The sequence below is a fragment of the Winogradskyella litorisediminis genome (assembly GCF_042675765.1).
In the GTDB taxonomy this organism is placed as follows: Bacteria; Bacteroidota; Bacteroidia; order Flavobacteriales; family Flavobacteriaceae; genus Winogradskyella; species Winogradskyella litorisediminis.
In genome coordinates, this window is the sequence record NZ_JBHTJL010000016.1 from 324848 (window position 1) to 337337 (window position 12490).

Sequence of the window (12490 nt, forward strand, 5' to 3'; positions counted from 1 at the left end):
TACCTTGAGCGCAGCCGAAAGGCGGAATTACATATGGAAGAAAAGAAATTTGACATCAATTCGATTATTGGATTTATCCTACTATTCGGAATTATGATTTGGTATTTCTACCAAAATCAACCAACACCAGAAGAATTAGAAGCTCAGAAGAAGGCAGATTCAGAACAAGTTGAAGCCGAAACTAAAACTAGCAAACAAGACGAACCTCTTACAGCAATAACTACTGCAGAAGATTATTCAAATGGTTCTGCTACAGATTCGCTTCAGCAAATTGCGTTGCGTAATAAGTTAGGTGCTTTTGCATATGCTTCAACATTACCATCGGCAACTGATGCGGTGACAGAAGTAGAAACTGAAGTTTTAAGCTTAAAATTCAACAATAAAGGTGGTCATCTTGCTGAAGTAAAACTGAAAAAATTTGTCGATTATAACGACAAGCCTATCTATTTGGTAAAAGACGGAAACACCAATTTAAATATCAACTTTGCTACAACCGATAATAGAACACTTAATACAGAGAGTCTTTATTTTCAGCCTAAAGTGACAAAAAATGGTGAAAATACAGTTGTTTCAATGAAGTTAAAGGTGTCAGAATCTAAATTTTTAGAATACCGTTACGAGTTGAAGCCAAATGATTACATGATAGATTTTAGCATACAATCTCAAGGATTAGATGGTGTTGTCAATAGCTCTCAAGAAGTAAATTTAGATTGGAAACTAAAAGGCTATCGACACGACCAAAGTATTTCTTACGAAAACAGATATACGCGTTTAACATATGAGTATGAAGGTGATAAAGTAGATAAATTGGCTCAAATGAATGATGATGCCGAAGTAATGTCCGATGTGAGTTGGATTTCTTACCGTCAGCATTTCTTTAGTAGTATTATGGTGCCTGATTCGCCATTTAAATCTGCGAGTTTATCATCAAAGGATTTAGTTGAGGATGAAGAAGTAGATTCTGTATATACTAAATTATACGCATCAAAAATGCCATTAGTGGTTAAAGGTGGAAATTTTTCAACAAACATGGGCTTGTATTATGGGCCAACAGATGCTAAAATTTTAAAAGGTTACGACAAAAATCTAGAGGAAAGTATTCCTTTTGGTTGGGGAATTTTTGGTTGGATTAATAAAGCTGTATTTATTCCTTTATTTGGGTTTTTAAGTGGTTTCTTACCTTACGGTATTGCTATTATCGTCATGACCATTTTGGTTAAAATTTTACTTTCATTTGTTCAGTACAAGCAGTTTTTGTCTCAGGCTAAAATGAAAATTCTAAAGCCAGAATTAGAAGCCATAAGAGCAAAATACAAAGACAATAAATTAAAAGCGCAGCAAGAAACAATGGCGCTTCAAAATAAAGCAGGTGCAAGTCCATTGAGTGGTTGTTTGCCAGGTTTAATGCAAATACCTGTTTTTTATGCCTTGTTTATGTTCTTTCCAACAGCATTCGACTTACGTCAAAAAAGTTTCTTATGGGCAGACGATTTGAGTTCTTACGATTCTATCGCAGAATTGCCTTTTAATATTCCATTTTATGGTGACCACGTGAGTTTGTTCCCAATTTTGGCTGCCATTGCTATTTTCTTTTACATGAAAATGACAACAGGTCAGCAAACGGCGATGCAAGGTCCACCACAAGAAGGTATGCCAGATATGAGTAAAATGATGAAGTATATGATATACTTTTCACCATTACTGATGTTAATTTTCTTTAATAACTATGCATCAGGTTTAAGTTTGTACTATTTCATTTCTAACCTAATTAGTATAGGTATTATGTTGGTTATTAAAAACTATATTATCGACGAAGAAAAAGTACTTGCTAAGATTGAAGTGAGCAAAAGCAAACCAAAAAAGCAAAACCGTTTTCAGAAGAAAATGGCTGAGATGATGGAGCAGGCCGAAAAACAAAAACAAGCACAACAGCGAGCTAAAAAGAAATAAATCGCTATTAGGATTTTTAATTGAAATCTAAGATTATAATTATTAACCTTCTCTTTTTTTAGAGAAGGTTTTTTAATATTTAAATATTTGAAAAAAATAATAGCGTACAAGAAGTTTTAATTTTGCTATAAGTCGCAAAGCTATTTATAGTTAAAAACTCACTAGGTATTTTAAAGAATTTAGTAGTATAAAGCTTTATACATATGTTTTTCAGTATTTGTAATCTATAAAATACTCTTTGAATTTTCTTTATGCTTTTTAATAATTAATAAAGAATGATATGTTTTAAAAAAAGCATTTCAGCATGAATACTCGGTCATACCTAATCAAAAAGAAAGCCTTCCAAAATTGGAAGGCTCCTTACTAACTAAATCAATCAATATAAAAATGAGGTAATCAGCCTCGATTTTTCTAATTTGTAGTGTTTGGTATTAACACTTTATTTACTACATGGATAACTCCATTTGTAGTTTGTACGTCCACTGCTATGATTCCGATATCAGAATTTCCTGAACCGTCAGTTACATTAGCTATATTACCATTTGTTCCTGGTAAAGTAATAGTAACCAAATCGCCCTCTAGTGTTTCAGGCATAGTATCTCCATTTTGGTTTAGATTACTAGATTGAACGTTATTTCCATCAATAACATGGTGTTGTAGTATTGCAACCAATTCAGATTCAGATGGTGTAGCAGTTAATGCTGCAAAAGCTGCATTATTTGGTGCTAAAATTGTAAAAGGTGCTGGTTGAGTACCATTTTCTGTCGATAAAATAGTTACAAAATCAGTACCTGGAGTCGATGTCGTCAGTGCACCGACTAATGAAGAAAAGTCTGGATTTGCTAATGCCATATCAACTACTGTTGGTAATCCTAATACTTTATCAATCACGTGAATAACACCATTGTCAGCCTCAACATTTGTCGCAGTAACATTAGCTCCTGCTGTTGTAGATGAACCACCGTTAAGTTGAACCGTACTTCCGTTTACATTATAAAACAAGCTAAGGTTTGTATTACCAACACCGCTTGCTCCAGTATTTCTGTAACTTGGTGCTGTAGATGTAATCGCCGTAGCATCTAATTCGCTACCAACAATAACATGGTTTAATAGTATTTGTCTAACTAATTCTTCCTCTGCTGTAGATAAGTTGTTTAAATCTAATTGTGCAGTATTTAATAAATCTGTAAATGCGTCATTTGTAGGAGCAAATACAGTAAAAGGTCCAGGACCTTGTAGTACAGATACTAAATCCGTCGCTTGTAAAGCGGCAGCTAGTGAAGTAAATCCGTTTGCCACAGCTACATCAACAACCGTTGTTGTTGTAGGCGGATTGTTGTCGTCGTCACTACAACTTGTTAATCCTATTACAAATAGAAAAACAGTTAATAGTTTAAAATTTTTTAAAATAAATTTCATTTTTTTGAGTTTAAGATTAAAATTATTTGTTCATATTGTTTAACAAATTTAATAAATGATTAAACACAAACACTTACTCGGATTTACATTTATAATAACTTTAACATCGTTATTTGCTCAGAATGAAGTGAATAGTCTTGATGAAAATGGCAAGCGCCATGGCGTTTGGCAGAAGAATTTTCCCAATACAAACCAATTGCGCTACAAAGGACAATTTAACCATGGAAAAGAGATAGATACGTTTAAATATTACAAATTAAATCGAAAAAAAAGTGTTTTGAGCGCTATTAAAGTCTTTAGTATTAACGATGATATTGCAGATGTCACCTTTATGACTTCTAAAGGTAAAGTAGTTAGTAAAGGTAAGATGGATGGCAAAAATTTTATTGGAAAATGGGTCTTTTACCATAATAAAACTAACGGTATTATGATTGAAGAAAATTATAATAATCAAGGTCAATTACAAGGAAAACGTACTGTGTATTTTACAAATGGGAATGTGGCAGAGATTTCAAATTATGTGTTAGGACAATTAGAGGGTGTTTCTAAAATGTATTCCGAATCTGGAAAACTCCTTCAGCAATCTCAATATAAAAACGATAAGCTCAACGGTGAGACCATATACTACGACAGTAATCAAAATATTCGAGCTAAAGGAAAATTTAAAGACAACTTAAAGACAGGAATTTGGCTATACTACAATAATGAAATTTTAACTCGAAAAGTCAACCACGATACAGACGAAGTGATTTATAAAAAACAATAGCCCATAGCTATATTTATTATTAATTTTAAGAATGGTAATCAATAAAAGATTACCTTTTTTATTTTGTAATTTTGCTAAGCTTTTCTAGACACGATAGCAATAAAAAAATATGAAAAATAAACGAGTTATAGTCGGACTTTCAGGTGGAGTAGATTCTAGTGTTGCAGCATATTTGCTTAAGGAGCAAGGTTACGAGGTTATTGGTCTTTTTATGAAAAATTGGCACGATGATTCCGTTACAATTTCAGACGAATGTCCATGGCTCGAGGATAGTAATGACGCTATGTTAGTAGCTGACAAACTTGGTATTCCATTTCAAACTGTCGATTTAAGCGTAGAATACAAAGAACGGATTGTAGATTATATGTTCAAAGAGTACAAAAACGGACGCACGCCAAATCCAGATGTACTTTGTAATAGAGAAATTAAGTTTGATGTTTTTATGGATATTGCTTTAAATTTGGGAGCAGATTTTGTAGCAACTGGTCATTATTGTCGTACTTCGACTTCGCTTATTAAACAAAATGGTGAGTCAAAAAAAATACATCACCTTTTGGCTGGTGTAGATAATAATAAAGACCAATCGTATTTCTTATGTCAATTATCGCAAAATCAGTTGGCAAAAGCATTATTTCCAATTGGAGAATTAACAAAGCCCGAAGTTAGGGAAATTGCCAAGGCTCAAAATTTAATTACTGCAGAAAAGAAAGACTCGCAAGGATTGTGTTTTATTGGTAAAGTAAAATTACCAGATTTTCTGCAACAACAATTAAAGCCAAAAGAAGGTGTTATTGTTGAGATTCCTGAAAGTTTAGAGCTGTATCATAAGCCATTTCCACGATTTAATTCTAAGGATTCTGAGTTGGCATTTAAATCTAAAAAACCTAATTATACAAAGGAAGATGGTAAAATTGTAGGTAAACATCAAGGTGCACACTATTTTACAAATGGACAACGGAAAGGATTAGCTGTGGGCGGAACTGAAGAACCCTTATTTGTTATTGATACCGATGTCAACGAAAATGTAATTTATACAGGTCAAGGCAAAAACCATCCAGGTTTAATGCGGTCAGTTTTATTTGTAAATAATTCTGAATTACATTGGATACGTGAAGATTTAGCTTTAAATCAAGGCGAAACCATGAAAATAAAAGCCAGAATTAGATACCGTCAACCATTAGAAAACGCAACTTTGCATAAAATTAATTCTGGAATATACGTTGAGTTTGAAAACCCACAATCTGCCATTACCGAAGGGCAATTTGTAGCTTGGTATAAAGATGATGAGTTGTTAGGCTCTGGAGTCATTGCTTAATCTTTTTTTAATTTAGCTCAAGGTCAAACAGAAAAGAATCTAAATATCTTAATAATTAGTAATGTTGAATTAAAACATTAAGTAATCATAATTTGTAATTTACCATTCAAAATATTTTTCATGCCAAACAAAATAACCCAACTTTTCAATATAAAATATCCAATTATCCAAGCCGGAATGATTTGGAATAGTGGCTGGCGATTGGCTTCAGCTGCTAGTAATTCTGGAATATTAGGACTTATAGGTGCTGGCTCTATGTATCCAGATGTTTTAAGAGAACATATACAAAAATGTAAAAAGGCAACCGATAAACCTTTTGGTGTCAATGTGCCGATGTTGTATCCCAATATCGAAGAAATAATGAATATTATAGTTGAGGAAAATGTAAAAATTGTTTTTACCTCAGCAGGAAATCCAAAAACTTGGACAAGTTGGTTGCAAGAACGTGGAATAACAGTTGTACATGTAGTTAGTAGTGTAAAATTTGCTTTAAAAGCTGAAGCTGCAGGTGTAAATGCCGTTGTGGCTGAAGGTTTTGAAGCTGGAGGACATAATGGACGCGATGAAACTACAACCTTAGCATTAATACCAATGGTTAAAGAACAATTAAAAATTCCTTTAATTGCAGCTGGTGGTATTGCTACAGGAAAAGCCATGCTTGCCTGTATGGTTTTAGGAGCTGATGGCGTACAAGTTGGCAGCCGTTTTGTAGCGAGTGAAGAATCTTCGGCGCATCAAGCTTTTAAACAAGTGGTAGTAGATGCAAAAGAGGGTGATACACAATTAACATTAAAGGAATTAGCGCCAGTGCGATTGATTAAAAATAAATTTTATAATGAGGTTGCGGCATTATATGAAAAAGGAACAACTCCCGAAGAATTAAAGCAACTTTTAGGTAGAGCTAGGGCAAAACGCGGTATGTATGAAGGAGATTTAGATGATGGCGAATTAGAAATTGGACAGATTTCAGGTTTAATTCATGATATAAAATCGGTTTCAGAAATTGTAGATGATATCATTATAGAATATAATTTAGCTCAAAAGAATATATCGTCTTCGGCATTTGTTTTGTAGTGTTCAGTTAAATTTATATCATTTAAAAATTGACATATTTTCTCTTATACTAATCTTTCTGAACTAATATTAATTCTTACAGAGGTATTTTTGAGCTGATTTGTAAATTATTTTTGCACCGTTAACTAAAAACAAAACTGCTCAGATGCTTGGCAAACTTTATAATTTTTTAAATAATGAGTCAAACGAGCGTGTTTGTACCGATTTAGCAGAAGATGCTTGCAAAAAAGTTGTTGGAAACTACTTTAGGATTTTATTGGCGCTAACATTTACCAAACTCGGTGATACTTTAAGCAATCCAAAGACTGTTTTAACTTGGCTTATGGGTTATGTTGGAGCTCCAGTTTACTTAATAAGCTTAATAGTTCCCATAAGAGAATCTGGTTCTATGATTCCGCAAATTGCAATAACTAAATACATTTCAAAGCGTAAAATAAGAAAATGGATTTGGGTTTTTGGAGCACTTGTGCAATGTTTTGCTATTGGTGCTATTGCTGTAGTTACCATATATTTTAATGGACAAACAGCAGGTTGGCTTATTGTAATTTGTTTGGTGTTGTTTAGTTTGGCAAGAAGTTTTTGCTCTGTAAGTTCAAAAGATGTAACAGGTAAAACTATTCCAAAAACGAGACGTGGAAGATTGAGTGGTTTCACCGTTTCAGTTTCTGGGGTTTTAGTTCTATTAGCTGGTTTATATATTATTTATAAATCTAATGAAGATGCTAGCATAAATTTTTATACCAACCTTATCTTTTTTGCATCACTAACATGGATTGTAGCTGCTATTATTTATTCGAGAATTAAAGAATTTCCTGGAGAAACCATTTCTGAACCAAAAACCGAAGAAAGTTTTTTTTCAAAATTCAATTTATTAAAAACAGATTTACAATTTAGAAATTTTGTGATAGCACGTTCATTGTTATTATGTTCTGCTTTATCGGCACCATTTTATGTTTTACTAGCTCAAGAGTATGTTGGTAAAGAAAACTACTTACTAGGACTTTTGATTATTTCTAATGGCATTGCTTCAATAATAAGTTCTCCCTTTTGGGGTAAAATGGCAGATAAGTCTAGTAAAAATACTATGGCTTTAGCTGTTACTTTAGCTTCTGTAGTTGGAGTAGTTATAGTCATTTTAGTTTTAACTTCAGAAACTTTGAGAAGACAAATTTGGATATATCCTATCGCCTTTTTTTTATTAGGTATTGCTCATGGTGGCGTAAGGTTAGGCAGAAAAACATATGTTGTTGACATGGCAACTGGTAATCAACGTACCGACTATGTTTCTGTAAGTAATACTGTTATTGGTATTATTTTATTACTCACTGGCGGAATAAGTGCATTAGTCTCTCTAATTTCTGTCGAAGGTGTTATCGTAGTCCTTTCTCTTTTTGGATTTTATGGAGCTTTTAGAAGTTACAGGTTACCTGACGTAGAGTAAGAAATTTAAGAATTTTTATTTTTTAATTTAAATAAAAGTATCCAAAGCCAAAACTCTATTTTTGCGTCATGTTTCTAACAAACTATACCAAAGAGTTTTCTTATAATTTAAAACTAGCAACGCCAGTTATTTTGGGGATGCTCGGTCATACCTTTGTGAGTTTTGTAGATAATGTAATGGTAGGCCAATTAGGTGCAGCAGAATTAGCTGCAGTATCTCTGGGTAATAGTTTTATTTTTATTGCGATGTCTATCGGCATAGGATTTTCTACTGCAATAACACCTTTGGTTGCAGAAGCTGATTCTGAAGGCAATTTTAGTAAAGGAAAATCGGCTTTTAAACACGGATTATTTTTGTGCACAGTTTTGGCACTTTTACTTTTTGGAATGCTTTTAATAGCAAAACCATTAATGTATGTTATGGATCAACCAAAAGAGGTTGTCGAGTTAGCCATTCCATATTTAGATTTGGTGGCTTTTTCCTTAGTACCACTAATCATTTTTCAGGCATTTAAACAATTTAGTGATGGTTTATCATTGACTAAATATCCAATGTACGCAACCATTTTAGCAAACGTACTTAATGTTGCTATCAATTATATTTTAATTTTTGGAAAGTTTGGTTTTCCTGAGATGGGTATAGTTGGTGCTGCAGTTGGCACATTAGTTTCGCGTTTTGTCATGTTATTTTACTTATGGTTTTTATTAGCAAAAAAACAAAAATCTAAAGCATACGTAACAAATATTAAATTATTTAAACTTACTAATCAAGCATTGCGCAAACTTATAAATCTTGGGTTACCGAGTGCCATGCAAATGTTTTTTGAAGTCGGAATTTTTACAGCTGCCATTTGGTTAAGTGGAACTCTAGGAGCCAATGCCCAAGCTGCAAATCAAATTGCATTAAACTTATCTTCAATGACTTTTATGGTGGCTATGGGATTGAGTGTGGCTGCAATGATTAGAGTAGGAAATCAGAAAGGATTAAAGGATTTTTCGGCATTAAAACGTATAGCGGAATCTATCTTTTTCTTGGGCTTTTTGTTTGCAGTAATCTTTGCATTGGTATTTGTGGTTTTCAACGAAGCGCTACCAAATTTTTATGTGGATTTAGATGACCCTACAGATGCATCAGATACACTAGAAGTGGTGAATATTGCAGCAACCTTACTTTTAGCAGCTGCGGTATTTCAAATCACGGATAGTTTACAGGTCATAGTTTTAGGGGCTTTAAGAGGCCTGCAAGATGTCTACATACCAACATTAATAACGTTTATTGCCTATTGGGCAATCGGTTTCCCTATAAGCTATTTCTTAGGAAAAGAAGACGTTTACGGAAGTTTAGGAATCTGGCTTGGGTTGTTAGCAGGATTAAGTTCTGCAGCAATTTTATTGTATATTAGGTTTAATTATCTCACAAAGCGGTTAATTTTGCAAAACGAAAATTAAAAGAAATGGAACTTCCAAAATTTATACTTGGCGATAATACCGATTATCCAGATGCTATTTTTATCATTCATACAGAATTTCCTAGATTTATAATAAATTTGGAAAATGATGAGGTGGAATGGTTTGAGGAATTTGACCAACACGATCAAAAAGAATTAGAGACCGAGACAGAGAATTACATTAAACAAGCCACAGATTTTTACGATAGAGAAGTAGCCAGATACGACGAGTAATGCTAGAGCAAATTCAACAATTAGATACCGAATTATTTTTATATCTCAACAATCTAGGAACTGAGTCTTGGGATGGATTTTGGATGTTTTATACCACGAAATTTAATTGGATTCCGTTTTATGCACTTTTAGCATATCTAATGTATAAGCGGCTAAATACTAAAATGTTTGTGTTGACACTTTTAGTTGTAGCACTAATGATTTTATTTACAGACCAAATTACAAATGTTTTTAAAAATGTATTGGTTAAACGTTTAAGACCGTGTCATAACGAAGAAATTGACGGTATGTTTAGATTAATAAAAAGCTGGTGCGGCGGACAACACGGTTATTTTTCTGGACACTCTTCTAACTCAATGGCCGTTGCTGTATTTACAAGTTTAATGCTCGTTAAACGATATAAATGGATTCCTTTTGTACTAATTATTTGGGCAATTGCAATGGGTTATAGTCGCATTTACATTGGTGTACATTATCCAGGAGATGTCGTTAGCGGAATGTTATTCGGTGCACTTTCAGGTTTTGGATTTTATAAGTTAGATAAATATCTGCAATCGCGTTTTGCATTAAAATAAACATTCAATTTCAATATACATTTCAATCTTTTATTTTGGAGAAAGCTTATAAAGCTTTTGATGTAGCCTTGTGTTATAGCCAGAAGCATTTATTTCATCGCTATTAAAATCATATATTTTATAAAGTGAAACTTCAAAATGAGCTTTGATTTTTTCAATTGTGTTTAAATCTGAATTCTGTGTAAATACAAATACTTCTTTTTTACCTTTAGTAATATTTTCAATGTTTTTTAAAATATTCGGAATTTTATCACCATTGTAGAAAATTTGTTCCGGTGTTGCATAGCCTAAATAATACAACTCAAATTCTGGGTTATTTAGTTCTTGAATAGTTTCAAAATTTTCTTTAATTAAAGGCTTACTGAACGGAACGAGTAAAATCCCAAAACTTGTATATAATGCAACAACTGCATAAAAACTAAGTTTCAATTTCTTATGTTTTAAAAATTTAAAAATTAAAGAACTTAGATAATATATTATAGCAAATCCTACAAGAAACAATATCCATAGTTTTAAGTCATAATCTTCAGCTACAAAATACAAGGCAAATGGAATTGCCAAACCAACACTTGCAATAATCGAAAAAGTGACATAAATAGGTAATCTATGATAATTAGATTTTAGATTTTTAAAGTTTTTAATCTGAAAATTCATATAGAACCCAATAACCAATGATAAAGGCAAAAGTACAGGCATCACGTACCTTGTTTTTTTTGTAGGGATTAAAGACAGAAAAACTATGGCGATAAGCGTCCAGCACAATACCAATTTATAAGATTTTATATTTTCAACTCGACGTTTCATATAAGGAAATATAAGACCAGTCAATGCAAGTATTGTCCATAAACCCGATTGTGTAAAAAAGTTCCAATAATAGAGAAATGGTTTGGTTTCGTAGTTTTTCCAACGTGTGGTTTCTTCAATTGCTATTTTAGAAAAACTTTGCGCATCTTCATATCTCACATATATATACCAGCTACTTCCTGCAATAAAACCTATCGCTATTAATATTATTAATTTTACAATAAATTTAAATTTCAATTTGTATCCAAAAACAATTCCGTAAGAAATTAGAAAAGGTAAAAACAACACATATATCGAAACTGGACCTTTTGATAAAATTGAAGCAGTAAGACAAATTGCGAAAAGTAAGTAATACTTGACCAGGAAAGTTTTAATTGTTAGTATTTTAAAAAATCCGTAAATAGCTAAAATCATAAAACCATGTGCGTAAATATCCCAAGGCGCTTCAAATATTATTGCAACAATATAGAGTGAAGTTAGCGTAACTAGAGCAACAATAAATGCCGAATTTTTATTCTGAAATATATCTTTTGATATAAAATAAGTACCTAAACACGATACAAATACCATTAAAGCAGCGGGAAATCGTAAAGCCCAAACTGTTTGGTATCCAAAAAGATAACCAAAACACGCTGTAATCCATGTAGGCAAAGGTGGCTTTTGGTACCTTGGTTCCCCGTTAAAGGTAGTAAGTAACCAATTATTATCAGTTAACATTTCTCTAGCCGAAACAAAATTTCGAGCTTCCATAATGCTTACAGGAAGAAAATACAAACTAAAGCCTAGCAATAAGATTGTGCATACAAATAAGCTTAATATTGGATGTTTTTCTATTTGAGCAATCATTTGGTTTTAGAGTTTAAAAACAAGTTTCTTGCATAGATGAAAATCCCTGCCGTATGTCCAATCCCTAAAACTACATCTTTCCTAATGATGGCATATATCAAAATAAGAGATGCGCCAATGAGACTTAAAACCCAAAATCCTTTTGGTAAAATAGACTCTTTTTTTTGTTCGGAATACAACCATTGATAAACAAACCTAAGGACAAAAATGAGTTGCGCTAAAATTCCAAAAAGCAATAATTGCGCTGAAATATTTTCATTATAAAATAAAATGTCGATATCAATTTTATTATTGTTGAAATAATAAATACCAATAAAAACTGGAAATGAGATTAAAAAATATTGAAATACCTTTTTAATTTTTTTCCATTCGTTTTGAAGCTGTAAATTTCTTATATAAATATAGTAGGTTAAACTTTGACCTAGCATAATGGCAAAATCAGAACGTAAATACCCATAAATAAAGAGTAAAAAGGAAGCAAAAAGACTAAGTATCCAAAATAATTTTGGTGTTACTACAGCTTTTACCTTTTCGGATTGTAACCATTGTACAATCAAACGTGACGAAAATAAAAGTTGCGCAGTAAAGCCTATGCTAAGTAGTATCCAATCCTTCAAAA

General features: G+C 32.4%; 11 protein-coding genes. 8 read left to right on the forward strand and 3 right to left on the reverse strand.

Going from position 1 to position 12490, the window contains the following annotated elements; translation table 11 throughout:
* The first annotated feature begins 33 nt into the window (after positions 1 to 33).
* Positions 34 to 1950: a membrane protein insertase YidC gene (yidC, locus tag ACFQ1Q_RS12620; protein ID WP_386132678.1), complete on the forward strand. Its 1917-nt coding sequence runs from the start codon at positions 34 to 36 to the stop codon at positions 1948 to 1950.
* Positions 1951 to 2361: 411 nt separating this feature from the next.
* Here yidC and ACFQ1Q_RS12625 read toward each other — a convergent pair whose 3' ends face one another.
* The gene (locus ACFQ1Q_RS12625; RefSeq protein WP_386132098.1) at positions 2362 to 3369 is read right to left on the reverse strand and encodes a fasciclin domain-containing protein; all 1008 of its coding nucleotides are present in this window, start codon (positions 3367 to 3369) and stop codon (positions 2362 to 2364) included.
* 55 nt (positions 3370 to 3424) lie between these two features.
* Here ACFQ1Q_RS12625 and ACFQ1Q_RS12630 point away from each other — a divergent pair, with 55 nt between their 5' ends.
* From ACFQ1Q_RS12630 to ACFQ1Q_RS12660, 7 genes are all read left to right on the forward strand, one after another.
* Positions 3425 to 4135, forward strand: a complete 711-nt coding sequence (locus ACFQ1Q_RS12630; protein WP_386132100.1) for a toxin-antitoxin system YwqK family antitoxin — start codon at positions 3425 to 3427, stop codon at positions 4133 to 4135.
* A 109-nt stretch (positions 4136 to 4244) separates the two neighbouring features.
* A complete protein-coding gene (gene mnmA, locus ACFQ1Q_RS12635) occupies positions 4245 to 5450 on the forward strand; it encodes a tRNA 2-thiouridine(34) synthase MnmA (RefSeq protein ID WP_386132103.1) in 1206 nt (401 codons plus the stop codon).
* A 120-nt stretch (positions 5451 to 5570) separates the two neighbouring features.
* A complete protein-coding gene (locus ACFQ1Q_RS12640) occupies positions 5571 to 6524 on the forward strand; it encodes an NAD(P)H-dependent flavin oxidoreductase (protein ID WP_386132107.1) in 954 nt (317 codons plus the stop codon).
* A 145-nt stretch (positions 6525 to 6669) separates the two neighbouring features.
* A complete protein-coding gene (locus tag ACFQ1Q_RS12645) occupies positions 6670 to 7965 on the forward strand; it encodes an MFS transporter (RefSeq protein WP_386132110.1) in 1296 nt (431 codons plus the stop codon).
* Between the two features lie 68 nt (positions 7966 to 8033).
* Entirely contained in the window at positions 8034 to 9413 is a 1380-nt protein-coding gene (locus tag ACFQ1Q_RS12650) for an MATE family efflux transporter (protein WP_386132113.1), read from the forward strand.
* Positions 9414 to 9418: 5 nt separating this feature from the next.
* Positions 9419 to 9646: a hypothetical protein gene (locus ACFQ1Q_RS12655; protein ID WP_386132116.1), complete on the forward strand. Its 228-nt coding sequence runs from the start codon at positions 9419 to 9421 to the stop codon at positions 9644 to 9646.
* Positions 9646 to 10221: a phosphatase PAP2 family protein gene (locus tag ACFQ1Q_RS12660; RefSeq protein WP_386132119.1), complete on the forward strand. Its 576-nt coding sequence runs from the start codon at positions 9646 to 9648 to the stop codon at positions 10219 to 10221. The genes ACFQ1Q_RS12655 and ACFQ1Q_RS12660 overlap by 1 nt, the downstream gene beginning before the upstream one ends.
* A 30-nt stretch (positions 10222 to 10251) precedes the next feature.
* On the opposite strand, the gene ACFQ1Q_RS12665 is transcribed toward ACFQ1Q_RS12660, so the two are convergent.
* Both ACFQ1Q_RS12665 and ACFQ1Q_RS12670 read right to left on the reverse strand, forming a co-directional pair.
* Positions 10252 to 11871, reverse strand: coding sequence for an ArnT family glycosyltransferase (locus ACFQ1Q_RS12665; protein ID WP_386132121.1), 1620 nt, complete (start codon positions 11869 to 11871; stop codon positions 10252 to 10254).
* Positions 11868 to 12488, reverse strand: coding sequence for a lipid-A-disaccharide synthase N-terminal domain-containing protein (locus ACFQ1Q_RS12670; RefSeq protein ID WP_386132124.1), 621 nt, complete (start codon positions 12486 to 12488; stop codon positions 11868 to 11870). Before ACFQ1Q_RS12670 ends, ACFQ1Q_RS12665 begins: the two co-directional genes overlap by 4 nt.
* Positions 12489 to 12490 lie beyond the last annotated feature (2 nt).

Excerpts from the sequence above, each read along its gene's own strand:
- yidC (WP_386132678.1), top strand. The coding sequence starts at position 34 with ATGGAAGAAAAGAAATTTGACATCAATTCGATTATTGGATTTATCCTA.
- ACFQ1Q_RS12625 (WP_386132098.1), bottom strand. The coding sequence starts at position 3,369 with ATGAAATTTATTTTAAAAAATTTTAAACTATTAACTGTTTTTCTATTT.
- ACFQ1Q_RS12630 (WP_386132100.1), top strand. The coding sequence starts at position 3,425 with ATGATTAAACACAAACACTTACTCGGATTTACATTTATAATAACTTTA.
- mnmA (WP_386132103.1), top strand. The coding sequence starts at position 4,245 with ATGAAAAATAAACGAGTTATAGTCGGACTTTCAGGTGGAGTAGATTCT.
- ACFQ1Q_RS12640 (WP_386132107.1), top strand. The coding sequence starts at position 5,571 with ATGCCAAACAAAATAACCCAACTTTTCAATATAAAATATCCAATTATC.
- ACFQ1Q_RS12645 (WP_386132110.1), top strand. The coding sequence starts at position 6,670 with ATGCTTGGCAAACTTTATAATTTTTTAAATAATGAGTCAAACGAGCGT.
- ACFQ1Q_RS12650 (WP_386132113.1), top strand. The coding sequence starts at position 8,034 with ATGTTTCTAACAAACTATACCAAAGAGTTTTCTTATAATTTAAAACTA.
- ACFQ1Q_RS12655 (WP_386132116.1), top strand. The coding sequence starts at position 9,419 with ATGGAACTTCCAAAATTTATACTTGGCGATAATACCGATTATCCAGAT.
- ACFQ1Q_RS12660 (WP_386132119.1), top strand. The coding sequence starts at position 9,646 with ATGCTAGAGCAAATTCAACAATTAGATACCGAATTATTTTTATATCTC.
- ACFQ1Q_RS12665 (WP_386132121.1), bottom strand. The coding sequence starts at position 11,871 with ATGATTGCTCAAATAGAAAAACATCCAATATTAAGCTTATTTGTATGC.